Raw genomic sequence first — 25,227 nt, forward strand, 5'->3', positions numbered from 1 at the left:
TTAGAAGGAAGCATTTAAGCTAAACCCAAAAATTCTGGTTGTAGGATACTGGCTTGTAGCAGCAATACCTCCAACACCCACAGAAGAAGTTTCAGGATCTGCGAAATTTCTGTTGGACTTAGCATACCATACAAAAGCATTTCTAGCATACACTCCTACAGATAATGATCTTACAAATGTACTTGCTAGTACAGATTTAGGTATCTGATACGATAATGCAATTTCCCTGATTTTTAAAGCTGTACCATCAACAACAAACTCTTCTCCCACTGCAGTCTGATAACTACCTGAGAAATAATCAGCTACTCCCTGATAACTACCATCTCCCAATACAGGTGTTGTGTTTGGAACATATTGACCATTTACCAATTGAACAGAATTAGGAATAACATATCCATGCCTTCTTTCCTGATCAGCTGATTTCTCCAAGGCTCCGGCAAAACCTAATAAACTTTTAGTATCTGAAATAAAGCTATTTCCAGTTCTATAATCTCCAGTAACCGAAAGTGTTAAATTCTTATATCTAATATTCGTTGAAAATCCGATAATGTAGTCAGGAGTTACTTTTCCTAATATCTCATATTTAGAATTGGTAATAGGTAAACCATTTTCGTCTACGATAATATTTCCATTATTATCTCTTTCATATCTTACCCCTTTGATAACAGGCATTTGTTCACCTTTAACCGCAAATATACCTGCAGGAATACTATAAGCATCAGAAGCTAAACTCACTTCGTTTACTCCCTCACCTAAATCTTCAACCAAAGATTTATACTTAGAATATGAACCTTTTAAATTCCATTCAAAGTCTTTCGATTTAAAAGGAGTCAGCCCTAAATCAATTTCAAAACCTGTATTTTTAATCTTACCCACATTACTTGTTAATGAAGAAATACCCGTTGCTGTTGACACGGTACTTCCAGTAATCAAGTCATTCGTTTTTGTTTGGAAAGCAGATGCTTCAATAGTAATTCTGTCTTTGAAAAGTCCTAAACTAATATTTCCTTCTAATGTTTTATTAGCTTCAGGTCTAATGAATTGATCCGTAGGATTTCTATTCAACAGATAAGAAGAGTTGGTCATAGGATACCCTGTTGGGAAAACTCCAATCTCATCTAATGCGTAGGCCCCTACTACAGCATTACCTGTAACGGTATAACTTCCACTAACTTTTAAGTAGTTTAATATATTATTATTAGTTAAAGATGCAAATGCCTTTGTAGGGATGAATGAAGCTCCAGCAGAATAGTAAGGATATATCTTATTCTTTAAATCAACAGTATAAGTAGGTCTTACACTAAGACGAGAAGTTTCCTCTCCTCTTCCTGTTAAGTTTAAGAACAAATAATCTTTGTATGCTAAATCAATATTAGCAAATAAAGCTACTTGTCTTGTTCTTGTAATCGTATTATCCAATGCATACCATGGCGTATTATTCTGAACATTCTGAACATTATACCATCCCGGGATTTTCAAATTGGTTCCTCCAACATTCGAAGTTGTTATATAGTTATCGGTAATGTTATTACCAATATTAGCAACAATGTTTAAATTATCTGTCAAATCATATTTAAAATTCAACATTAAATCTCCATAATAGTTTCTCGTTCTTGAAACGGTCTTGTTATAGGAAGACGTCAAACTTCTAAACCCAAAAGATGTCAATGGAAAATCGTCTATATCAGTACCCGGAATTGTGTATCTCACACCAGATGCATCAAATCCATCAACGTGATTTTCAATCTCCTGCCCCATCATATACAACGTACCGTTATACGTCAAACTTATATTTTTATTGAATTCATACCCCAAAGATATAATACCTGTTGCAGACGTAAGAGCACTTGCTCCTCTTGAATTATCTCTGAATGTATACGGATTGTAAACAAATGGAGAATAATTCCCTGCAAATCCTGAATTTTTAAAATCCCTAACATCAATATTAGTAGGAGTTTGCAACATTTGAGCATATAAATTAGCATTGGTCTGTTGTATAGATTGGTCAATAACATTTAAAGTACCATCCATTCTAAACTTCCCAATCTTTTTTCCACCTTTGAAGAAAAGTGTATTTCTTTTTAATTTATCACCAGGTATAATAAATTCATTTTCTAACCTGTCATATGACAAAAATGTGTAGGAGTCTTGCCCCCCCATACTTACATTAAATCCATTTTTATACATAATCCCAGTATTAAAAAACGTACTAAGATTATTTCCTCTATCTTTAGCAGAATATCTTGTTTTAAGAAACTGTCCATTAGCCTGAGGTAAACCCACTTCAACTAATTGTCCTCCGATACTTGGATCTGAATACGCTGGTCCCCATGCTGTATTTTCCCAAGGAACCCAATTCGTACCATTATAGTCTACATCAGAATAATCTGACTCGCCTGGATAACCTTGACCATACAGCTTTTGTCTGATTGGTAATTTATATGCACTGGTAAATTCAATAGAAGAACTAAGGTTTACTACAACCTTTTCTGATTTTGACCCTCTTTTGGTTGTAACTACAATTACACCATTACTCCCCTGAGATCCATACAAAGCAGATCCCTGCTGCCCTTTAATTACGTTAACATTTTCCACAACATCTGGAGGAAGTTGATTGAAAACTGTAAGGGTAGATACAACTCCATCTATAACTACTAAAGGGTTAGTATCCCCAGTGATAGATCTAAATCCTCTTAAAAGAATCTTAGTACTTGGGTTAACACCACTAGTTGTTGTATTAATCTGCAAACCTGAAACTTTACTCACCAAAGCTTGTGATAAGTTTGGACTCGCAGCCTGATTTAGCTCAGCAGTTCCAACAACTTTGTTACTTGTAACAACAGCATCTTGTCTTTTCTTAATTCCAAGAGCTCCTGTTACTACAATCTCACGTATATTCTGAGTCTTTACTGTATCACTTTGTGTATTTTGCGCATTCACGACTACAAAGGACGAAGTCAGAACTATAGCTATAACACTCGTAGTTAATTTCTTCATGTTTAAAATGATTATTTTTTATTGGTCACAAATATGTGAAACTTTCATAAAATCCACAAGTAAAAATGTTAATTTTTCATAAATACAATTAAATATATTAAACAAACAACAAAAAAACACCCATTAAATGATAAAAACCAAGTTAAACGATTTTTACAAGAAGCAATATAATTCACAATTATTAACATAAAAAAAACATACAAAAAAGCTGTTTACAACATATTTCGTAATGGATTAAATACCTAAAAATCACTATTATTGGAAAATTCCATATTTTTGTATAGCAAATAAAACAACGTAATGGATTTAATAAAAAACTGGTCAAATCTTTATATCGAAGCAGGATGTGATGAAGTAGGAAGAGGATGTCTGAGCGGACCGGTTGTTGCTGCTGCCGTAATTTTGGATGATGATTTTAAACAGAATCTCATTAATGATTCAAAAAAACTGACATTCAAAACGCGAATGGAGCTTGACAGTTACATCAAAGACAATGTTAAAAACTATGCTATTGCAGAACTTCCTCCTTCGTTTATTGATGAACACAATATATTGAATGCCAGCATCCATGCTATGCATCGTGCATTGGATAATTTAACCATAATCCCGGAACTTATTCTGGTAGACGGCAACAAATTCCATCCTTATAATTATATTCCTCATCAATGTATTATTAAGGGAGATTCGAAGGTATTATCTATTGCCGCCGCTTCTATTCTTGCTAAAAACTATCGTGATAAACTGATGATTGAACTTCATGAAGAACATCCTGAATACGGCTGGGATACCAACTTTGGTTATGCTACAAAAAAGCATCAGGAAGCTCTTATAAAGCATGGTCCGACAAAGCACCACAGGCAATCTTTCAGACTTAAATATGACTAAAAGAAACACTCCCGTTCATCTTTCTGCATACGTTTAATATACACACATTTTAATTATTCTTCCATAACGATTGCTTTTTGTGTATCGTTATTTCAGGACTAGACATATAAATAAAAAAAAGAAGCAATGAATCATTGCTTCTTTTTTTATGGTAATAATTAAAGTATCATCTACTTCTTTTTATTTCTTTGTTGTTCTTGAGCTTGCTGCTGTTGTTGAGCACTCTCCATCATTTCTCTCATCTTTTTCTGGAACTTACCTTCTGTTTTCGGCTTTTCCTTGTTAGACTGAATCTGAGCATGAATTTTCTTCTCATCCAAAATCACGTATTTAATCACAAGGATAATCAGAATATTAATCGCATTCGATACGAAATAATACCATGAAAGACCAGATGCAGAAGTATTCAGGAAGAATAGGAATGTAACCGGGAAAATATACATTAATACTTTCATATTCGGCATTCCTTCCTGCTGTGGCTGTTGCATATTTCCAGACGTCATTACAGTATAAATCAAGATAACTACAGTACAAGCTAATGCAAAAATACTCAAGTGATCCCCCAAGAAAGGAACTTTGAATGGTAATTTAATCAAATCATCATAAGCTGTTAAATCTTTTGCAAACCAGAATCCTTGTCCTCTCAAATCAATAAAGTTCGGGAAGAAACGGAATAGCGCGTAGAAAATCGGAATCTGAACCAATGCCGGTAAACATCCCGCCATTTGATTTACGCCTGCTTTCCTGTAAACCTCCATCGTTGCCTGTTGCTTTTTCATTGGATCAGCATCCTTAAACTTAGCATTTACCTCATCAATTTCCGGACGAATCACCTTCATCATAGCACTCAATTTATGCTGCTTATACATAATTGGTGATAAGATCAGCTTTACAATGATTGTCATTACAAAAATCACCCAACCTGCAGATAAGCCCCAACTTGCAATGATACCATACAACCACATAAAGAAATAACGGTTCATCGCTCCAATGAATGACCACCCTAATGGCAGAATTTCATCAAAATTCTTATCATAAGATTTTAATAAAGGTAAATCCAATGGCATAAAATACCAGGTGAAATCCTGATTCAGCTCGCTTCCTGTCATTTGAACGAAGCCTTCGTAGTTGAATTTCTTTAGATACTCTCCTTCTTCAACGTTTTCCTGGTTTCCTTTACTTTGTGTAAATCCGTTTTTAGCTTCAATCACTGAAGAGAAAAACTGTTGCTTTACTCCAATCCAGTTAAGGGTTTCCTTTTCTTCCTCCATGGTAGTTCTTCCGTCATAATCATAATCTTTATAATTATTGAAAGCATAAGAGAATTCTGAGTGAGACTGTTCCTGAGCTCTCCCTTTTTCAAGGTTTCTTACATTATAATCCCAGATGAAGTCTGCTTTGTTGTCTGAAGTAATTTTAGAAAGCCCCTGAGTTCTCACTTTGAAATCAAGAGTATATTTCGGAAGTAACGTATAGATAAACTGAATGACAGCTCCATTATAGTCAGCTGTCAATGTAACAGCATTTCCATTAACCGTTGGAGAGAAAACTAAATCTTTAGTATTGATAATTTTCCCTGTTTTATCCTTAAACTGAAAACCGTAGTTTGAGTTGTTTTTGTTAATCAGATAAAGGGGTTGGTCAGCATGATCTGTTTTGTGATCATAGGCTTTATACTTTAAAAGTTCCACTTTAGAAACCTGCCCTCCAAGACTTGAAAATTCAAGTTTCAGTTCATTGTTTCCAAGACTTGCCGTTTGAATTGCATTAGGAGTTACACTTGGATTGATATTGGTGGCCTGAGTTGGTTTTACAGCATTTTTTGCCTGTTCCGTTTTCTGCTGCTGAGCTTTCAACTCTGCTTCTTTTGTTTGTTTGTTCTGGAAATAGAACATAAACCCAAAGAGAACCAGGCATAAAACCGCGAAACTAATCATTTGCTTCTTATCGATTCCGTTGTTTTGTTGCATTTTATTTTATATTAAAATTTTAAATTTAAAATGTACGTACTGATGTACGTAATTTGAGCTGACAAAAATACTGTTTTTTTATCAAAACTCTATGCTTTACCCTGTTACTATATAACAAACTCAAGCTGAGAATAATCAGCCTGAGTTTATTTGTAGACGTTTATGATAAAATTTTACCTTATTTCTTTTCGCAAGCCTTAATGAAAGCTCTGAATAAAGGATGCGGTGTAGCAACTGTACTCTTATATTCTGGGTGATACTGAACCCCAACATAGAATGGGTGATCAGGAAGTTCAAGAGCTTCTACCAATCCGGTTTCAGGGTTGGTACCTGTTGCAAGGAAACCATATTTTTCAAATTCCTGAAGATACTCACTGTTGAATTCATAACGGTGACGATGTCTTTCTGAAATATTTTTGCTTCCATAAATTTCTGATAACTTAGAACCATTCTTTAATGAACATTTCCAAGCTCCAAGACGCATTGTACCTCCTTTATCTACTACATTTTTCTGTTCTTCCATTAAAGAAATTACAGGGTCTGGAGTAGCGGTATCAAATTCCATTGAATTGGCTTTGGTATGTCCAAGAACATTTCTTGCAAATTCAACAGTCATGATCTGCATTCCTAAACAGATTCCCAACATAGGAATTTTGTTTTCTCTTGCATATTTTGCCGTAAGCACTTTTCCTTCAATCCCTCTGTCTCCGAAACCTGGTGCTACAAGAATACCATTCACTCCTTTCAAAGTATCTTTAATATTCTCTTCTGTAATATCACCACTGTATACCCATCTTACTTTTACTTCAGTTTCAAGGTCAGCTCCTGCATGTTTGAATGCTTCAGCAATAGAAATATAAGAATCCTGTAGAGAAACATATTTTCCTACCAATGCGATTTCAACGGTTTTCTTAGGATTCTGGAATTTTTTAAGGAAACTTTTCCAGTCTTTAAGGTCAGCTATTTTATCACTTTTCAGATCCAGTTCTTTCAATACTACATCATCGAAGTTTTGCTTCTGAAGATACATTGGAACTTCATAAATGGTTTCAAGATCTTTACATTCGATCACATTATCCAAAGGAACATTACAGAACTGAGCCAGTTTTGCTCTCTGATCTTTAGGAATTTTGTGTTCTGTTCTGCATACTAAAACATCTGCCATGATTCCGCTTTCCATTAACTGACGAACAGAGTGCTGAGATGGTTTTGTTTTTAATTCTCCACTTGAAGCCAGATAAGGCAGCAGAGTTAAGTGAATCACCATAGAATTGCTTTCTCCCAGCTCCCACTTCAACTGGCGAACTGTTTCAATGTAAGGTAAAGATTCGATATCTCCTACCGTTCCTCCGATCTCTGTAATAATGATATCGTAGTTCTGTTTTGAAAGGATTTTAATTCTACGTTTGATTTCGTTCGTAATATGAGGAATCACCTGAACTGTTTTTCCAAGGAAGTCTCCTTTTCTTTCTTTTTCAATGACAGTTTGGTAGATTTTCCCTGTAGTAACGTTGTTGTTTTGGGATGTAGGAGCATCAAGATAACGCTCATAGTGGCCTAAATCCAGATCCGTCTCCGCACCATCTTCAGTCACATAACACTCTCCGTGCTCATAAGGATTCAATGTTCCCGGGTCAATATTGATATATGGATCAAGTTTTTGGATCGTAACGTTAAAACCACGTGATTTTAACAATAGTCCCAGAGAAGCAGACACGATTCCTTTTCCCAAAGATGAAGTTACACCTCCTGTCACAAAGATGTACTTTGTATTCTTTTTACTCATTAGATTAGGTTTGTGCAAAGTTATGGGAAAAAGAAATACAAAGCAATCTTTTAGATTTTGAAAATGCCAAAACATCCCTCAAACAGTCTTAAAACCTGATAAAAAAATTTATCTATATTTGATCTAAACAAATGAAACAAAGCGATAACCACTATGATTTCTGTATATAAACTAAAACCCAAATTCCAGCAGCTTCTTACCCCTGTGTTATTATTTTTACACAAGAATAAGATCTCAGCTAACCAGATTACCATAAGTTCGATTCTCTTATCTGCTGGAATTGGCCTATTATTCTGGAATGCGGATATTTCAAAGTGGTTCTTTTTAAGCCTTCCAATAGGACTTCTTATTAGAATGGCACTGAATGCTTTAGATGGAATGATGGCCAGGAAGTTTAACCAAACCAGCAAACTGGGAGAAGTTTTGAATGAAGTAGGTGATATTGTTTCCGATGTGATTATATTTTTCCCTCTTCTTAAATTTCAACCGGAAAGTCTATACTTTATTATTATTTTCATCCTTATGAGCATTATCAACGAATTTTCAGGGTTGATAGGAAAAGTGGTAGGAAAAGAGCGCCGCTACGATGGACCGATGGGTAAAAGTGACCGGGCCTTGATAGTAGGATTATATGGTTTATTGATATTTTTCGGAGTCAGTATTACAGGAATTTCCCATTACATTTTTGGAATTCTCATCTTTCTTTTGCTGGTCAGTACTTACACACGCCTTAAGAAATCTTTGCATGAAGACTGAAGAAAATAAATTTGCAGATGTTCCTTTAAGAGTAAAAACATGGATCTACATTATTATTGTTTTTGCTGCAGGAATTTCATATCCGTTTGCTATGGCACTTTTTGTTTCATGGATCGGATTACAGTCATTCTTTGAATTTTCAAAAATGTTTAAAACACCTTTTGATCCTGTTATTTCATCTATTTTCATTGGAATCTCACAGTTTTATCTGATATTTTATCTCAATATTGAAGAGTACTTGTTGTACAGCACTATTATAGGCATTGCAGTTCTCATCTATTTGTTATTATTAAAGCTTAACGCTAAACAGATATATGGTACTCTTATCGGGCTATGTATCTGCTTATTTTCTTTTCCAAATTTATTCTGGATAAGAAATACTCCCAATGGTCTGAATGCGATTATTTTTCTTGTCGTAGTAACAGAACTGAACGACGTTTTTCAGTATTTGATGGGAAAATTCTTCGGAAAACGTAAAATCGTTCCTCAGATAAGTCCCAATAAGACGCTGGAAGGTTTTATCGGTGGTGTTTTTCTTACCGTTATTGTAAGCAATATTTTAGGTTTCTTTCTCCTCAAAACCGATATATTGACCAACAGTATTTTAGGAATAGCTCTTGGTACTTCCGGTTTCTTTGGAGATCTTTTCATGTCTTATATAAAGAGAAAAACAAATGTAAAAGATACCGGTGATCTTCTTCCCGGCCACGGTGGACTCCTGGATAGAATGGACAGCCTTATCTTCAATGCACCTTTATTTTTCTGGACCCTTTCACTTCTGATCAAAAGCTAAACTCATGAATGAAAAATTTAAAAGAGCGGTAATTTTCTCAGGAGGAGGAACAAGGCTGATGATCTATTTAGGTATTTTAGCGGCATTGGAAAAATTGGATTTAAAACCGGATCTTCTCATTGCTTCCTGCGGTGGATCGTTTGCAGCAACAGTAATCAATGCATTTTCCGATCATTTTTCAAGGAAAGAATATTTAAAGTCAGAAGAATATTACCAATTTGTTACTCAAACTACTTTAACAAGGCATAGAAAACTTTCCGAAATAGGTGTTTTCTCATTAAGAAAAGTATTTGCCACCCAAAAAGCTCCTTACATTGAAGATATTTTCAACCGGTATATTGTTGAAATGCCCCAAAATCTTGCAGAATGTTTTCCCTCTTTACAAAATGTTCAATTTTCGAAAGAAATTCCGACCCTTATCATAGGTTCTGAACTTTTATTTGATCCAAACGAAACAGGGCAGGCAAGAAAGGATAAAAAACTATTCAGAAAAGTCATCTTTACCGATCCTGAAACAGCTCTGAGATTAAAACCTGAACAACTAGCATCAGATTCTGATTGTTTTAAAGATAGTGCTGTGGAAAAAGCATCCAAAATACGGTCCGATTTTTCTATGCTCGAAAGTACCAGGGCTTCCATCTCTGATATGTTTTATGTGCAGCCTGCTTATATTCAGCATCAGTATTTCATGGGTGGAGTCATCGATCTGGTTCCTATGGAATTGGCAAAAAACATAGCAAAGGAAGTGATTACAGAAAAAAAACAGATTTATACAACCATCGAGGAATCGCTTATTCGTGCTGTTTTTGGTTTCAGCGCTAATGAGAGGTTATTAGAAACAGAGAAATTGATTTCTGATCTTCAAATTGATACAACAGGTATAAAAGTTGACCTGAAAGGACATTATCTGGAAAAAAGCATCAACTGGAAAAAACTTGAGCTCGATTTTTCCATCCCAAAAACTTATCCACAATTTAGAGAAGATATGGAGATGCAATGGCAGTACGGATTTAATCAGACAATAAAAAGTATAAAAAACGGATAACAATACTTCAACAGAAGGAGTGAAAATTCCCCTCCTTTGGAGGGGTGGCAAAAATTCAAAGAATTTTTGACGGGGTGGTTTTAAGACCTAATTTTTTAAATTTCAGCTAAAGCCCATTCGTATTGAATTAATGTTTCAAAAAAAATAAACTGTTCATTAAAAACATTTACCCTGTTTTCAGTTTTAAAATCTATTTTTACATACAATTGAAAATCACGAAACACGTATGAACGTTTTTATTGCGGGCGGAACCTCAGGTATTGGCTATTCTCTGGCCATACATTATCTTTCGAAAGGAGATCATGTCGGAATCTGTGGAAGACATTCTAATAAAGCTCCTCACAATAATTTAAAAAATCTTGAAATTTTTCAAGCAGATGTGAGTGATATGAACTCAATTTCATCTGCATTACAGACGTTTCTTAGAGATAAAAAAACACTTGACCTATTCATCAATTGCACGGGTAGTTATGCCGAAGATGTAGCTGGAGAAATCTCTTATGAAGAAGCTGAAGAAATGCTCCAAACCAATATTTTAGGCACAGCTAACTGCTTCGAGGCTGCCAGAAAGGTAATGAAAAGTCAACAAAAGGGAAAAATAGCCGTGATTGCTTCCGTTTCCGGAATTTTAGAATATGAAAATTCCAGTCTTTACACCAAAACAAAACGTTCTGTCATACAAATTGCTGATGCTTACCGAAGAGCATTGAAACCTTTTGGAATTTCTGTGACCACCATTGCCCCGGGTTATGTAGATACTGAGAAGCTGAGACAGCTCAATCAAAATGACTTAAGCAAAAAACCTTTTCTTACCGATATAGAAACAGCAACTGCCACCATTACCGAAGCTATTGAAAAAAGAGAAAAACTTATTATTTTTCCTGTTAAAATGAAGTGGATGATGAAATCACTGTCCCTTCTTCCTTCTTCACTGTTAAATATGATTATGTTCAGAAAAGCTAAATGGATGAAAAAAGATTAACAATACTACAGAAGTTCTTTGCTCTGCTTCTCTGCTCCATTATATTTATGATGGTTTATAACTTTGCTGCCTGGTATACTTCTACCCTTACAACAGTTCCATCACTGGTCTTTGTTTTTGAAAAATATATCCCGTTTATCCCATGGGCCATCATTCCTTATATGACAAGCGGATTATTTTTCTGCACTGTATTTTTCCTTTGTAAAGAGAAAGAACAACTTATTGTCTTAACCCGAAGAATACTTTTTGTCACCCTCACAGCCGGGTTTTGTTTTATAGTATTTCCTTTACGATTTTCATTGCCGAAACCAGAAATTGAGAATCCTTTTTTACAATATTCTTTTCAGTTTTTAAAAACCTTTGATTCACCTTTTAATCAGGCGCCTTCACTTCATATTGCTTATGCTTTTATCTTTTGGTCGGTATTCAGAGAGTTGAAAAAATTTCGGGCATTTCTGATGATTGCGCTTCTCCTTTTGGGAATTTCTACTTTAACGACTTATCAACATCATATTATAGATATTGTCATGGGAAGCATTCTTGCTCATTTAAGTCTTATCATCTTTCCTTTTAGAAAAAATACTATTCTTTATAGAAATTTTCATGTAGCCAACGTCTATTTTTTTGCAGGATGGATTTTGATTTTGATGACATTATTGATGAATCAACTGATCGGTTTTCTAGCATTGATCATCTTATGGCCGGCATTCATTATTTTTCTGGTAGGATTTCATTATCAGAAAAACAATATTTACTTCCTGAAAAACAGGGCAGGAAATATTTCATGGATCAAAAAAATATTCTACTTCCCTTACGTTATAATCTATAGAATATCCTGGATTTTCTTTCGGAAAAATAAAGTTCCTGTACAGGTTTTCCATGGGCTTTATATTTCATCAAGACCTGATTCTGAGGATTTGAAAAACTTTACTGCTTCTGCTATCTATGATTTGTCTTCAGAAATGGAAGAAGTTGCTGCTTTAAAAGAAAATCCCGGCTATCATTTCGTCCCCTTTCTGGACATAGGGACTTTTGATATTCATGAAACTCAAAAACTGGTTTCTGACATCACAAAACACTATACAACACTTCCAAAAGATGGAAAAATCCTGATCCACTGTACCATGGGATTCACAAGAAGTTCAGTTATTGCCATTCTGGTGATGAAAAATATTCTATCTTTATCTCTGGAAGAAACAATAATCACCATGAAAACCATCAATAAGAATATGGTCACTCCATCTTATCTGCAGGATTTTCTAAAAAATTTTAAGATATGAAAAGCGGACATTTTAAGAGTTTTGACAATAGTGAGATTTTCTATCGTGAATGGAATTATCAGCCTCATCAGAAAACCATCATCATGATTCACCGTGGGCATGAGCATTCTGAAAGATTACATGATATTGCACAGTCACCTCAATTTTCAAAGTATAGTATTTTTGCGTTTGATCTTCGGGGACATGGTCATACAAAGACTAAAACCTCATCCGTTTTCATGGATTATGTAAGGGATCTTGATGCATTTTCCAAGTTTCTTATCACTCAGTATGATGTGAAGATCTCTGATATTTTTGTGGTGGCCAACAGTATTGGCGGTGTGGTTGCTTCTGCCTGGGCTCATGATTTTGCACCTGGTATTGCAGGAATGGCATTGCTTGCGCCTGCTTTTAAAATCAACCTCATCGTTCCACTGGCCAATGAAATGATCACTTTAGGAACCAAACTTAAAAAAGGACTGATCATCAAAAGCTATGTAAAAGCCAAAATGCTGACACATGATCCTGAGCAGCAAAAAGCTTATGATACCGATCCTCTTATTTCAAGATCAATAGATGCAGAACTGCTGATTGATCTTGCCAAAGCCGGAAAACGTCTTGTAGAAGATGCAGAAGCGGTAGACACCCCTACTTTAATTTTAGCTGCTGAAAAAGATCATGTGGTTTTCAATAAAGAACAGAAACTTTTTTATGAAAAGCTGGATACGGATCTAAAGAAGTACGAAATATTACCCAATTTCTTTCATGGAATTCTATTTGATTCCGGAAGGGAAAAAGTATATGATAAAATTGTTGAGTTCGCTCACCAATGTTTCAATAAAACCCCAAAACAACCTAGCCTTTCTCCTGATCGTTTCTCGGTAAAAGAATACCAGGATCTTCAGAACAATGTAGGAAATAATCTGAATTTTAAAATGCAGAAATTCTCTTTGGGGAAAATCGGAAAAATAAGCAACGGAATGGCAATAGGCTTACGATATGGCTTTGATTCCGGAGCTTCGTTGGATTATGTATATCAAAACGAACCAAAAGGAAAACTTGGTTTCGGAAAAATGATGGATAAGAATTATCTTAATGCTATTGGCTGGAAAGGAATCCGTATCAGAAAACAAAACCTTCTTCAACTTTTGGAGCGTCATATTCAAACTCTGAAACAACAGGGAAGAAAAATAAAAATACTGGATATTGCAGGCGGAACCGGAAATTATTTATTTGATATTAAAGAAAAGCATCCTGACGCTGAAATTGTCATCAATGAATTTGTAAAATCCAATATAGAGATTGGAGAAAAAGCAATCAAAGAAAAAAAGTTTCAGAATATCCGCTTTACCAACTACGACTGTTTTGATTCTGCCACGTATCAAAAACTTAACTTTGAACCTAATATCACCATTGTATCCGGAATTTTGGAATTGTTTGGGGACAATGAAATGGCAAGTAGGGCTATTCAGGGGATTCTTTCGGTTTCAGAAAAAAATTCTTTTATTGTTTATACCGGGCAGCCGTGGCATCCGCAACTGAAAATGATTGCCTATGTTCTGAATAACCACCAGAATAAAGACTGGATCATGAGAAGACGCTCCCAGAAAGAGCTGGACAGAATAATGGCGCACAACACCATACAGAAAGAACATATGTTGATTGATGATTTTGGAATTTTTACCGTTTCTTCCGGAAAAGTGAATGCTGATAAATAATTTTTTGATACCCCATTTTTTAACAGCTTATCCACACTCAATAAAAAAGGGCTTTCAAGTTTTTTGAAAGCCCTTTTTTATTGATATTCTTAGATTATTGTTTCACTAGTTCAAAATAGCCTGTTATTTCAACATCTTTTGCTACACCGGCACCCGTTGGATCGTATTTAATTCCGTAATCCAGGCGGTTGATGGTAAATTTGGTCTGAATACCCATTATTTCTTTTCCGTCTTTATTTTTGGTAATTCCTCCAAATGTTACAGGTACGCTGATTTCTTTTTCAACATTTTTAATAGTTAGTTTTCCCTTTAAAACATAGCTGTTATTCTTGTCCTTGGTAATAGAAGTACTTTTAAAATCTATCGCCGGAAACTTTTCAGCATCGAAAAAATCAGGACTTACAAGGTGTCTGTCTCTCATCTCAACTCCTGTGTTAATAGAGCGGACGCTTAGTTCAAAATTAAAATCGGAATTATCCAGATTGGCTGCGCTATTAGTAACTCTTCCCGAAAACTTATCGAATCTCCCTTGCACAAAATTGATTCCCATATGTTTAATATTGAAATTAATGGAAGAATGCATCGGATCTACTTCCCAGGTTCCCTGAGCGAATGCTACCACACTAAAAAGTGCAAATACAAAAGATAAAAATACTTTTTTCATTGGATTTCTATTTTACGTTACTATTTTATTTGAATAAAGCTAAGATATGAAAGATATTTCTAGTATACACATCAGTTAGTTTTTAATAGTGTATCATTTATAAGAATTCCTTTTTTTATAACTTCGCAGTATGGCAAAACTGAAAACAGCATATTTCTGTCAAAACTGCGGAACTCAATACCCTCAATGGCTAGGGCAATGTAAAAATTGTGGAGAATGGAATACTTTGGTGGAAGAAGTCGTTGAAAAACCTTCCCATAAAACACCTCCTTTTTCAAAATCCAAGCAACACGTCATCAATATTGTTGAAGTGGAAACGAGTGAGGAACCCAGAATAAAAACACCTTCTGAAGAACTGAACCGTGTATTGGGAGGCGGAATTGTATTAGGCTCAGTTACTCTTATCGGTGGAGAACCCGGTATTGGAAAATCTACCCTTCTCCTGCAGCTTGCATTAAAAATGAAGAAAAAAGTTTTTTATGTTTCCGGAGAGGAAAGTGCATCTCAGATTAAAATGAGAGCGGACCGACTGACTGATATTCAAAATCCGAATTGCTTCCTTTATACAGAAACATCATTGGAGAAAATTCTTCATGAGGCTAAAAAACTGGAACCGGATTTCGTTATTATCGATTCTATCCAGACTCTTCAGTCTCAGCTTATTGAAAGCTCACCTGGCACAGTTTCTCAGATCAGAGAATGTTCCAATGAAATTATAAAATACGCCAAAGAAAACAGTACTCCGGTATTTCTGGTAGGTCATATTACCAAAGACGGGCAAATTGCCGGTCCTAAAGTTCTGGAACACATGGTAGATGTTGTTCTGAATTTTGATGGCGACAGAAATCACCTTTTCAGGTTGCTCAGAGCGAATAAAAACCGTTTCGGTTCTACTTCTGAAATTGGTATATACGAAATGATTTCCCAAGGTTTAAAGGAAATTAAAAATCCTTCAGAAATTTTGATCACTAAAAAATTTGAAGAGCTTTCCGGAAACTCTGTTGCGGTTACTTTAGAGGGAAACCGTCCTATGCTTCTGGAAATCCAGGCTTTGGTAAGTACCGCTGTTTATGGTACTCCTCAAAGAAGCTGCACCGGTTTTGATTCTAAGAGACTAAATATGCTATTGGCTGTATTAGAAAAAAGAGCAGGTTTTCAGTTAGGAGCGAAGGATGTCTTCCTTAATATTACCGGAGGGATAAAAACGGATGACCCGGCACTGGATCTGGCTGTTATTGCTTCTGTACTTTCATCCAATGAAGATATTGCCATCTCGGAACATTATTGTTTTGCCGGAGAGATAGGATTAAGCGGAGAAATTCGCCCTGTTGCCCAAATTGAACAGAGAATCACTGAGGCAGAAAAGCTTGGATATGAAAAAATATTTGTTTCCAATCTGAATAAAATTCCTAAAAGAAAATTTGGAATCAAAATTGAAGAAGTGAGCAAGATCGAGGATTTTCATGAAAGACTTTTTTAGTTTTGAATAGCCAATTTTGCTATATAAGCCAATGATCAATTGGAATGTGCGTAAAATTCACGAGCATAGAAAATTTATCATTGGCCTTTCATTATGGTATCCAATATCCAACATTGGTATTTAATTCATATCTTTAAATTATGAACTATCTGGCTCATTCTTTTTTATCTTTCACCGACGGGCAAATTGTAGGACAATTTCTCGAAGACTTTATCCGTAACAGAGACCGTTTTTCTTTTCCAAAAGAAATTCAGGATGGAATAACTCTGCATAGAGCAATAGATACTTTTACAGATTCGCATCCCGCTATTCATGAGGCAAAAAAGGCATTCTCTCCATTGGTAAGACTCTATGCTGGGGCATTTGTAGATGTTGCTATGGATTATTTTGTAGCCAATGATCATTCTCTCCACTCTCCTGAAGCATGGAAAGCACATTCTCTGCATGTTTACAGCGTACTCAATGCCCACAAAGATTGGCTTCCTGAAAATTTCAAAAAAATGCTTGTTAAAATGGAACAGGATGACTGGCTTTATAATTATCGTGAAGACCGGAACATTCAATTCAGTATTCAAAATGTGCTTAATAAGGCTAAGTACCTGGATAAAGATATTCCTGTTTTTGAAGCTTTTTTAAAAAATAAAGATTTTCTTCAGGAATGTTATACTCATTTTTTTCCTGATCTGATGGTTCATGTACAAGGAGTCAATTCTCTGCTTCAGTCATAAAAATAAAAAACATCAGCATATACTGATGTTTTACTTGTGTTATTAGAATATATTGCCCTAGTCCAGGTAAATGGGGAACTTTTTACCTATCCTATTATTGATGTTAATCACCGATTCTGAAAACCAAAAGCTGAGTAGAATTGGCGGCTAAAGTCATTCCGGTACCGGTACAGTTTCCAGATTGTCCTCTTCCTAACTGAATAGGCCAGGTTCTGGTTGTTGTAATAGTGGTAGCATAAGTAATAGTCCCTCCATGGTTTGATAAAGATCCTTCTGAATGGGCTGCGGTATTATGAATCCTTGTTGTACTGGTATTCAAAGGAAAATCCACAAAATAAGAACTTATAGTACATCCTGTATTACTATGAATTGCTTCATATACCATTGTCATTTGGTATGTTCCTGGTGGAAAAGTAATGGTATTTGTACCTGTATTGTACGTCATATTAGGAATTGAGTTTTTGACAATAGACATTGGTACTACAGATGAGCCACCGGCTCCTACTCCGTTTAGAAAGTCTGTTTGTGCTGTTTCTAATCTAAAAACAGCAGGATTGGGAATTGATAAGGCTCCTAGTGTTCCTATCGTTTTTACAACTCCATTAGTATCCAATACCATCAGGGGATCTGTGGTGGTATTTCCCGCTGTGGTTCCTTGTAAACGTAAAGGATCTGTGCCGTTCACATGAAGTTTGTTGGTAGGAGCGGTAATCCCGATTCCCATGTTTCCAGATGTAGTAACCGCAATATCATTAGCCTGTTGGGTTGCATTAGGAATACCTGTGGTGGGATTGTCTTTTGCAGCATCGATATTGAAAACTCCTTGTGGGTTAGAGGTGTATATACCTACTTGCGCATACATGTAAGTGCATGAAATCAATAGCACTAATACAGAATAGTAGTGTTTCATATTATAATGGATTTGGTTTTAAACTATTTACGAATCATGTATTTTAATGTATTAACAATCACTGCAATGGTACATTAAAAATACACAACACTTCAAAAATCAATATAAAAATAAGTTATTTTTTTCAAACATAAAATTAAAACAATATTAATTTTTAAAAAAAATAACGATTTCAATAACATAAACATAAACCCACTTTATTTTGTTAAGACATATTATAATTACTTTCAAAACTGTTTATAAAGGTATCGGTTAGGATAGGATAATTTTTCGCTTTTCCGTTCGCCATTTACAATCATATGCACAATATTGATCTGATCATCGAATAAATTATACAGAAAGCTTACGGCTGCTTCTACTTTTTTAGGGCTGGATACGGATTCGGATTCCAAAAAAACATTCACAGATTCCTGATCTTCTTCATACCCGATATAGTTTACCTTTAAAAATTTATTATCAGCTTTTAGCTTCAGATATTCTGAACAGTATTTCTGTAAAGCATCGTTAAGCCGTGCTTTATATTTCTCATCATTAAAGTGAAAGGTACTTCCATATTTTTTACTCAAACCATTCTCAAGATCATCCAGAAAAAAACTTCCTGTCACTTCAAAGGTTTTTGATTTTGAATTATAATTGATCTCTACGGACCCTACATGATAAGGGTGAAAGTTTTCCGCACTGGAAAAACTCTGGAATACCAAAGTCAGTAACAAAAGAAAACCAAAAAAAAATTTACGCAACATTCATTCAATTTTAGAACAAATATAAAAAAAGCAACAGTTATATAACTGCTGCTTTCTATTATAAATTAATGCTTGAAAATTTACTACTTAACAACTTTTTTAGTAATTTTCGTATTATCATTTAATGTAATGGTAAACAGATCAAAGAATTAATTTAATTTATAATACGACAAGTTTTGTCGTAACGATGAGTTATTATTGCATATCAATTCTTAAACTTTTGATTTTACAGTAAATGAATTAACAGAAAATCACTATTGATATTAAATGATACAGATCGGGCATGCTTTTGCCGTTAAATCATTAAATTTGCAAAGCAAAAAAAGCTAATCACTAACTCAAATATAAATACGAGAATGAAAAAACTCTATCTCAGTGCATTGACCTTATGCACGGTCTTAGGTATTTCTGCTCAGGAAGTCATATGGCAGAAAGATATCAAATCCTCAACGCAGGATTTCTTAAGCCAGGTGACCACTACAATTGATCAGCAGTACCTTATTACAGGAAGCTCTATTCAAAGCGATAAGCAGCAAGCTTCAGGAAGTAAGCAAAACAATGGGTACGATTTCCATCTTATTAAATTGAATCAACAGGGACAGGAAGTCTGGGAAAAATACTTCTCAGGAAATAATCATGACTATTTATCAGCTACGGTGACCACTCAGGATGGTGGTTTTCTATTAGCCGGAACTTCCTATTCCGGAAAAGGACTGGATAAAAAAGATGATTCTAAAGGCGGTTCGGATATCTGGCTGATCAGAATCAATGAATTTGGAGATGAGTTGTGGCAGAAAACACTCGGAACCTCTTCAGATGAAGAAGCCCGATCGGTTATTCAAACAACAGATTTAGGATTTTTTGTAGCCGGAAATGTTCAGAATGCTACCAAAGGCTATGGTTCCAAAGATGTTTGGATCAGTAGAATTGATAAAGACGGAAAAGAACTTTCCCAACTTATTTTAGGCGGAAAAGGTCTTGATGAAGTGGAGAAAATGATTCCCACCAAAGATGGCGGAGCCCTACTGGGAATTTACTCAAGAAGCTCCGAAGTTCGTGTTTCTGGATCCGAACAACGATCAACTAGTTCAACAGCCATTAGCCAGATACCAAAAGCCAGTAGCAACTTTGGAGAAGGCGACTACTGGATTGTCAAATTAGACAAAAACGGAAAAGTAGAATGGGAAAAGAACTTTGGAGGAAAAGGAGACGATCACGTCCGAACCCTTGCTTTAACGTCTAATGGATTTATCATCGGAGGGGAATCAAGATCTGAAAGATCCGGAAACAAAACGGTTGGTATCGAAGAAGGAACTGATCTCTGGCTGATTTCTTTGAATGAAAGAGGTGATGAGCAGTGGCAGAAATCCTATAATTTCAAAAACAGAGATATTCTGATGAGCATGAGTGTACTTCATGCAGCGGATGATAAATCTTCTAAAGGAATTTTGTTAGGCGGTTATACGCAGGCTGAGGGAAGAATAGAAAAGGATGATGAAACCTTCTGGATGCTGTATCTGGATGAGAATGGCAATGAACAGTGGAGAAAACACATCACCGGAGAATCCAGAAAGAGAGAAGAAAGGTTATCTGACTTAAAACTGAACAGAGATGGCTCTATCATTTTGGCTGGAACGAGCGCGGAAGAGCTCGGAAAGGAAAACTGGAAGATCGTCAAGCTGGGAGACAAGCAGGTTGATAAGCTAATCGAGAAACAAGACATTAAGATTTATCCTAACCCAGTATCCGACTATGCGTATGTAGAAATAGGCTTCGATTTCAAGGAAGCAGATATTGTACTGTATGATATGGGAGGCAGACAGCTTCAGAATATAAAAACAAAGAATACAGTCACTAAGATCAATACCCAGGCATTGGTACAGGGCGCTTATCTGGTGACCATAAAAACGGATACTAATAAAACAGCGAATGCTAAACTGATAAAAAAATAAACACAATGAGAAAAAATAAACTTAAAATAATCCTTTTATTATCATTCTTTTCTTTTTCTAAATATCATTCTCAATCAGAGGAAATTTCGGGACAACAATTACATAATATAGCAACTCCAGAGATTGCCAGTATTATGAGATATAGTGACTTTCCTGAACTTGATTTTATAGGAAAGACCAACATATCGGTCCCTATTTACGATATCAATTTCGGAAAACTTAAAATTCCTATTGGACTTTCTTATAATACAAAAGGAAACAAAGTTGCTGATATTGCAACCTCAGTAGGGTTAGGGTGGATTTTAAACGCTGGAGGAAGCCTGACGACTAAGATTAATGATATGAATGATCTTCTGGAATCTTATACTTATTATGGGACAGACGACCTATCACTTACATGGCAGCGTCAGTCGAAAGGCTACTTATCTACAGATTATCCAACTGCTTTAGATAATACTACAACCCCAGGTTCAGGGTTCTGTATTCACCATATAATAGGAGCAAGTGATGATGCTACAACAGATGCTGCACCCGATTTTCACTATATCAATGCTCCCGGACTTGATGATAAATTTTATTTTACCAGAATTAATGACACTCAGTTAAAAGCAAACTTCTTTAATACCAATGCTAAGCTTAATTATACTCCAAATTTTAAAATAGAGAATGTTTGTTCCGGTTTTGAAAGTAATTGGTTAGGCTACTCCGGTTCTGCTTCTGTTTTCTATAGACCGGATGGGTTTGAAATTACGGGCGAAAATGGGTATATATATACATTTAAAGATTCAGATTTAATGAGTATAACACAATATCCTTTAGAACTTAATAGTCATAACATTAGACAAGTTAACACTTGGCATCTTACTAAAATAAAAGACCCATTTTCGGGAAAAGAAATTAATTTTGAATATGAACTTTATACCAATAATTATGAACATCCTTCTTTAGTAACTCTATTTAATTCTGTAGATTTCGGCGGTTATCTTTCTTCAGGTTATGGAAATTTTAATTTAACAAGACCCCCTTATGGTGGATTTATAATCAAAACTTATAATAATTTCTTGACTACAAAATTATACCCTCAAAGATTAAAAAAAATTACTACAGATCAAGAAACTATTGAGTTCAATTATAGTTTCGCAAGGCTTGATTATGCAGGTGAAGCTTTAAGCGGTATTGTGGTAAAAAATAAAATTGGAAATACTATTAAGCAGGCTAATTTTAATTACTCCTATTTTGATTCAGGAAATTGTTCAGCAGGGAATTACGAATGTAAAAGGCTCAAACTGACAAAAATAACAGATTCTTCTTTAGGAGACTATTTATTTTATTATGATAACAATATATTTCCTTCAAGGACCACTTCAAAAGTTGACTTTTTAGGATATTTTAACAACAATAATTCCAATATTACATTCTCAAAAACTGATTTTCATCCTTATGATATTCGCTATTATCCTAACACCAAAACTTATTTTTATCCTGAGCTAACTAAGGACAATGTCTTCCCATTTCAATTAAGAAATAAAACAGCTTATAAAATTTCAAATGAAATAGACAGAACACCTTCTGTTATATCTCAATTAGGATTGTTAAACAAAATAGTATATCCTACAGGAGGTTTTTTAGAATTGGGATATGAAAATGATGATTTTATGTATGAAGGAGAAAAATATATCTTGGGAAGTACAAGAATTAGCTTCATGAAACTCTATGATTTTCCAAACACTTTAAGTAAGGAAATCAAATATAAATATATCAATACAGACAATACATCTTCAGGACAGATTAATTTTATAACTCCACCAGAAGAATCAGTAAGATCTGAAATTTCTTCAGGAATTGGTTTTAACACAGGAGCTATAATTGGTTACTCTAGAATTATAGAAGAGACTATTGGAAAAGGGTATATTGAAAAAAAATACTCAAATTTCAATGATTATCCGGATAAACTGATGGATGTTGATCAAAGTTTTCCTGTCCAAAATCAAAATTTCTTCAAATTCATGAAATTTCCAAGCTCTTATATACAGTCTTTTGATGGTAGACGAGGTAAACTACTCTCAATAAATTATTATAAAGAAGGTCAATCTTCTCCTATAAAAAAAGAAGAATACTTTTATAACTATCAAATTAAAAGTTCTTTAAAGGTCACAAAACCATTTTATGGGAATAGTAACTTCCAAGACTATTCAGCATCAAATTATTTATTGATTTATTTTAATAATGTTAGCAATAGTACAAAAGAAGATTTCTTTTCATCTGGTAGTACAAAAGAAGAAAATATATTTGGCTATGATGGAAACAGGCTAACTTCCAAGAAAATCGTAATAGGAGGAGATACGATTGAAGAATTTTACAGGAACGCAAATGATAAAAGTGTTCAGAAGCTTATTAATGCTAATATTTTAAATATACCTATTGAAGTAGAGAAAAAGAAAAATGGCAAATTATTAAGTAAACAAGAAACCAAATATGAACATACTTACACTATATTACCCAGCGCTATATTATCTTCGAATTTGGAAAACCCAAGTGTAGTTTCCACCGAAATTACTTATGATCATTATGATATAAATGGAAACTTAGTACAATACACCACAAAAGACGGAGTTTCAACAGTAATTGTATGGGGTTACAATTATACTCAACCCATTGCCAAAATTAAGGGAGCAAAATTTACGGATATACAATGGTCATCTATGTCTTCTCTTTCAGCAGCTTCTAATACAGATGCAGCAGCGGGAACTAATAATGATGAAACAGACTTATTGAATGCTTTCAATACCTTTAGAAATAGCCTTCCTACCTATGAAGTTACCACCTATACTTACGATCCTTTGATTGGAGTACGAAGCATCACCCCTCCATCTGGAATCAGAGAAAACTATATCTACGATTCTGCTAATCGACTGGAAAAAGTGATCGATATGGATGGAAAGATACTAAAGGAGATGAAATACAACTATAAAAACTAACAACCGATGAAAAGAATAATAATCACAATCAATACCCTCTTACTAATGGGTATTGTAAAATCTCAGGTTCAGACTCCTTCAGGGTTGAGTAGCACAGCAGAAAACTACATCTATACCCGTTCCTATCTTGAGCCTAAAATCCAGAGTGATTCTAATGCCAAACAAATCCAGACCGTTCAATATTTTGATGGGTTGGGAAGGCCCAAGCAAGTTGTAAATGTAAAAGCCTCTCCACTAGGTAGGGATGTTGTAACCCCTGTAGAATATGATCAGTTTGGAAGACAGGTTAAAGAGTATCTTCCTATTCCCCAGGGAAGCACATTGAACGGAGCGATTATTCCCAATCCTCAGGCGAATCTAAGCAGTACTCCTTACGGACAGGAAAAGATCTATTCAGAAAAGATCTTGGAAAATTCTCCTTTGGACAAAATTCAGCAACAAATTCAAGTGGGGACCGATTGGGCCGCTAAGCCTGTTAAATTTGATTATAGCGCCAATGTTTTCAATGAAGTGTATCAGTATGTTACCACCACAACATGGCCTGAGGGAGCAACAAAAAGTACATTAGGTTTATCATCCAACGGGACCTATCCTCCTAACCAACTCTATAAAAACAGTGTGAAAGATGAGGATGGGAATGAAACGGTAGAATTTAAAAACGGTCAAGGACAGATTGTACTGGTAAGGAAGATCATGAGCCCTACTCTTCAGGTTGATACCTATTATGTGTATAATGAATACAATCAGCTGGCTTTTGTGATTCCTCCCAATGCGGTACATAAGGCCGTTACTGATGATCTGCTTAATGATCTGTGCTATCAGTACCGCTATGACGGAAGAGGCAGACTTGTGGAAAAGAAGCTTCCGGGTAAAGGCTGGGAATATATGGTGTATGATAAAACTGACAGATTAATGCTTACCCAGGATGCGAATATGAGAGCATTGGGCAAATGGCTGATGACCAAATATGATCAGTTTGGAAGGGTGGCTTATACAGGAATCTTCAGTTCAACTGAAACCAGAAATGCAATACAGAATCAAATTAAGGATTTGGTTATTTATGATGCACGCCATTCTACAGGATTCTTCAGAAATGGAATAAACATTTATTATACTGCGGTCTATTTTATTCCTGAAAACATACTGTCTGTTAATTATTATGATACCTATCCAGAGTATAGTTTTAATCCTACATTTCCTACAAGCATTCAGGGAGAATCTGTACTGACTGAAACCCCTTCAGTTGATGGAAGAAGTACCAAAGGATTACCTGTAATGAGCTTGGTGAAAAATGTTGAAGATGATAGCTGGACCAAGAATTATACGTATTATGATCAAAAGGCACGGGCAATAGCGAGTCATTCCATCAATCATCTGGGTGGATATACCCGCACAGAATCTGAGCTTGATTTTGCCGGGGTTGTAAAGAAAACGGTTACTCTTCACAAAAGAATGGCTAATGAATCCGGAATCACGATCACAGAACGTTTTGAATATGATCATCAGAACAGGCTCTTGGTACATAAACACCAGGTAGATGATAAACCCGAGCAGATTCTTGCCGAAAACAGCTACAATGAA

General features: G+C 35.1%; 18 protein-coding genes. 12 read left to right on the forward strand and 6 right to left on the reverse strand.

Annotation, left to right across the window (positions count from 1 at the left end; genetic code table 11):
* Positions 1 to 2,997: a SusC/RagA family TonB-linked outer membrane protein gene (locus ACQ76T_RS18870; protein WP_431344797.1), complete on the reverse strand. Its 2,997-nt coding sequence runs from the start codon at positions 2,995 to 2,997 to the stop codon at positions 1 to 3.
* 300 nt (positions 2,998 to 3,297) lie between these two features.
* Here ACQ76T_RS18870 and ACQ76T_RS18875 point away from each other — a divergent pair, with 300 nt between their 5' ends.
* Complete coding sequence (locus ACQ76T_RS18875; protein WP_431344798.1) at positions 3,298 to 3,882, forward strand: ribonuclease HII; 585 nt, start codon at positions 3,298 to 3,300, stop codon at positions 3,880 to 3,882.
* A gap of 170 nt (positions 3,883 to 4,052) precedes the next feature.
* Here ACQ76T_RS18875 and yidC read toward each other — a convergent pair whose 3' ends face one another.
* Positions 4,053 to 5,852 carry a membrane protein insertase YidC gene (yidC, locus tag ACQ76T_RS18880; RefSeq protein WP_431344799.1) on the reverse strand — a complete coding sequence of 600 codons (1,800 nt, stop codon included), beginning with the start codon at positions 5,850 to 5,852 and terminating at the stop codon, positions 4,053 to 4,055.
* A 178-nt stretch (positions 5,853 to 6,030) separates the two neighbouring features.
* Entirely contained in the window at positions 6,031 to 7,638 is a 1,608-nt protein-coding gene (locus ACQ76T_RS18885) for a CTP synthase (protein WP_431344800.1), read from the reverse strand.
* Between the two features lie 153 nt (positions 7,639 to 7,791).
* Here ACQ76T_RS18885 and ACQ76T_RS18890 point away from each other — a divergent pair, with 153 nt between their 5' ends.
* The 6 genes from ACQ76T_RS18890 to ACQ76T_RS18915 all read left to right on the forward strand — a co-directional run bounded on the left by ACQ76T_RS18890 (position 7,792) and on the right by ACQ76T_RS18915 (position 14,191).
* Positions 7,792 to 8,394 (forward strand): CDP-alcohol phosphatidyltransferase family protein, encoded by a 603-nt coding sequence (locus ACQ76T_RS18890; protein WP_431344801.1) that lies wholly within the window; start codon positions 7,792 to 7,794, stop codon positions 8,392 to 8,394.
* Positions 8,384 to 9,187, forward strand: coding sequence for a phosphatidate cytidylyltransferase (locus tag ACQ76T_RS18895; protein ID WP_431344802.1), 804 nt, complete (start codon positions 8,384 to 8,386; stop codon positions 9,185 to 9,187). Before ACQ76T_RS18890 ends, ACQ76T_RS18895 begins: the two co-directional genes overlap by 11 nt.
* A 4-nt stretch (positions 9,188 to 9,191) precedes the next feature.
* A complete protein-coding gene (locus ACQ76T_RS18900) occupies positions 9,192 to 10,232 on the forward strand; it encodes a patatin-like phospholipase family protein (protein WP_431344803.1) in 1,041 nt (346 codons plus the stop codon).
* 226 nt (positions 10,233 to 10,458) lie between these two features.
* The gene (locus tag ACQ76T_RS18905; protein WP_431344804.1) at positions 10,459 to 11,214 is read left to right on the forward strand and encodes an SDR family NAD(P)-dependent oxidoreductase; all 756 of its coding nucleotides are present in this window, start codon (positions 10,459 to 10,461) and stop codon (positions 11,212 to 11,214) included.
* Positions 11,196 to 12,494 carry a phosphatase PAP2 family protein gene (locus ACQ76T_RS18910; RefSeq protein WP_431344805.1) on the forward strand — a complete coding sequence of 433 codons (1,299 nt, stop codon included), beginning with the start codon at positions 11,196 to 11,198 and terminating at the stop codon, positions 12,492 to 12,494. The genes ACQ76T_RS18905 and ACQ76T_RS18910 overlap by 19 nt, the downstream gene beginning before the upstream one ends.
* Positions 12,491 to 14,191, forward strand: coding sequence for a bifunctional alpha/beta hydrolase/class I SAM-dependent methyltransferase (locus tag ACQ76T_RS18915; RefSeq protein ID WP_431344806.1), 1,701 nt, complete (start codon positions 12,491 to 12,493; stop codon positions 14,189 to 14,191). The genes ACQ76T_RS18910 and ACQ76T_RS18915 overlap by 4 nt, the downstream gene beginning before the upstream one ends.
* Positions 14,192 to 14,285: 94 nt before the next feature.
* Here the strand turns inward: ACQ76T_RS18915 and ACQ76T_RS18920 are convergent, their stop codons facing one another.
* Positions 14,286 to 14,855 (reverse strand): YceI family protein, encoded by a 570-nt coding sequence (locus tag ACQ76T_RS18920; protein WP_431344807.1) that lies wholly within the window; start codon positions 14,853 to 14,855, stop codon positions 14,286 to 14,288.
* 130 nt (positions 14,856 to 14,985) lie between these two features.
* Between ACQ76T_RS18920 and radA the strand changes: the two genes are divergently transcribed.
* The gene (gene radA, locus ACQ76T_RS18925) at positions 14,986 to 16,335 is read left to right on the forward strand and encodes a DNA repair protein RadA (RefSeq protein WP_431344808.1); all 1,350 of its coding nucleotides are present in this window, start codon (positions 14,986 to 14,988) and stop codon (positions 16,333 to 16,335) included.
* A 140-nt stretch (positions 16,336 to 16,475) separates the two neighbouring features.
* Positions 16,476 to 17,063 carry an ACP phosphodiesterase gene (locus tag ACQ76T_RS18930; protein ID WP_431344809.1) on the forward strand — a complete coding sequence of 196 codons (588 nt, stop codon included), beginning with the start codon at positions 16,476 to 16,478 and terminating at the stop codon, positions 17,061 to 17,063.
* A gap of 103 nt (positions 17,064 to 17,166) precedes the next feature.
* Here ACQ76T_RS18930 and ACQ76T_RS18935 read toward each other — a convergent pair whose 3' ends face one another.
* Positions 17,167 to 17,973, reverse strand: coding sequence for a hypothetical protein (locus ACQ76T_RS18935; RefSeq protein ID WP_431344810.1), 807 nt, complete (start codon positions 17,971 to 17,973; stop codon positions 17,167 to 17,169).
* A gap of 227 nt (positions 17,974 to 18,200) precedes the next feature.
* On the reverse strand, positions 18,201 to 18,716 hold the full coding sequence (locus ACQ76T_RS18940; RefSeq protein WP_431344811.1) for a DUF6702 family protein: 516 nt from the start codon (positions 18,714 to 18,716) through the stop codon (positions 18,201 to 18,203).
* 356 nt (positions 18,717 to 19,072) lie between these two features.
* On the opposite strand from ACQ76T_RS18940, the gene ACQ76T_RS18945 reads away from it, so the two are divergent.
* The 3 genes from ACQ76T_RS18945 to ACQ76T_RS18955 all read left to right on the forward strand — a co-directional run.
* Positions 19,073 to 20,668: a T9SS type A sorting domain-containing protein gene (locus tag ACQ76T_RS18945; protein WP_431344812.1), complete on the forward strand. Its 1,596-nt coding sequence runs from the start codon at positions 19,073 to 19,075 to the stop codon at positions 20,666 to 20,668.
* A gap of 5 nt (positions 20,669 to 20,673) precedes the next feature.
* Entirely contained in the window at positions 20,674 to 23,646 is a 2,973-nt protein-coding gene (locus tag ACQ76T_RS18950; protein ID WP_431344813.1) for a hypothetical protein, read from the forward strand.
* Positions 23,647 to 23,652: 6 nt separating this feature from the next.
* A partial coding sequence (locus ACQ76T_RS18955; RefSeq protein ID WP_431344814.1) for a DUF6443 domain-containing protein occupies positions 23,653 to 25,227 on the forward strand: 1,575 nt, incomplete at its 3' end.

It is taken from the genome of Chryseobacterium sp. JK1, from assembly GCF_050632815.1.
Taxonomy (GTDB): Bacteria; Bacteroidota; Bacteroidia; order Flavobacteriales; family Weeksellaceae; genus Chryseobacterium.

Bases quoted from the DNA above. Each gene is read 5' to 3' on its own strand.
- ACQ76T_RS18895 (WP_431344802.1), top strand. From the start codon at position 8,384: ATGAAGACTGAAGAAAATAAATTTGCAGATGTTCCTTTAAGAGTAAAA.
- ACQ76T_RS18940 (WP_431344811.1), bottom strand. From the start codon at position 18,716: ATGTTGCGTAAATTTTTTTTTGGTTTTCTTTTGTTACTGACTTTGGTA.
- ACQ76T_RS18875 (WP_431344798.1), top strand. From the start codon at position 3,298: ATGGATTTAATAAAAAACTGGTCAAATCTTTATATCGAAGCAGGATGT.
- ACQ76T_RS18930 (WP_431344809.1), top strand. From the start codon at position 16,476: ATGAACTATCTGGCTCATTCTTTTTTATCTTTCACCGACGGGCAAATT.
- ACQ76T_RS18935 (WP_431344810.1), bottom strand. From the start codon at position 17,973: ATGAAACACTACTATTCTGTATTAGTGCTATTGATTTCATGCACTTAC.
- ACQ76T_RS18945 (WP_431344812.1), top strand. From the start codon at position 19,073: ATGAAAAAACTCTATCTCAGTGCATTGACCTTATGCACGGTCTTAGGT.
- ACQ76T_RS18905 (WP_431344804.1), top strand. From the start codon at position 10,459: ATGAACGTTTTTATTGCGGGCGGAACCTCAGGTATTGGCTATTCTCTG.
- ACQ76T_RS18885 (WP_431344800.1), bottom strand. From the start codon at position 7,638: ATGAGTAAAAAGAATACAAAGTACATCTTTGTGACAGGAGGTGTAACT.
- ACQ76T_RS18910 (WP_431344805.1), top strand. From the start codon at position 11,196: ATGGATGAAAAAAGATTAACAATACTACAGAAGTTCTTTGCTCTGCTT.
- ACQ76T_RS18900 (WP_431344803.1), top strand. From the start codon at position 9,192: ATGAATGAAAAATTTAAAAGAGCGGTAATTTTCTCAGGAGGAGGAACA.
- ACQ76T_RS18915 (WP_431344806.1), top strand. From the start codon at position 12,491: ATGAAAAGCGGACATTTTAAGAGTTTTGACAATAGTGAGATTTTCTAT.
- yidC (WP_431344799.1), bottom strand. From the start codon at position 5,852: ATGCAACAAAACAACGGAATCGATAAGAAGCAAATGATTAGTTTCGCG.
- radA (WP_431344808.1), top strand. From the start codon at position 14,986: ATGGCAAAACTGAAAACAGCATATTTCTGTCAAAACTGCGGAACTCAA.
- ACQ76T_RS18950 (WP_431344813.1), top strand. From the start codon at position 20,674: ATGAGAAAAAATAAACTTAAAATAATCCTTTTATTATCATTCTTTTCT.
- ACQ76T_RS18890 (WP_431344801.1), top strand. From the start codon at position 7,792: ATGATTTCTGTATATAAACTAAAACCCAAATTCCAGCAGCTTCTTACC.
- ACQ76T_RS18920 (WP_431344807.1), bottom strand. From the start codon at position 14,855: ATGAAAAAAGTATTTTTATCTTTTGTATTTGCACTTTTTAGTGTGGTA.
- ACQ76T_RS18870 (WP_431344797.1), bottom strand. From the start codon at position 2,997: ATGAAGAAATTAACTACGAGTGTTATAGCTATAGTTCTGACTTCGTCC.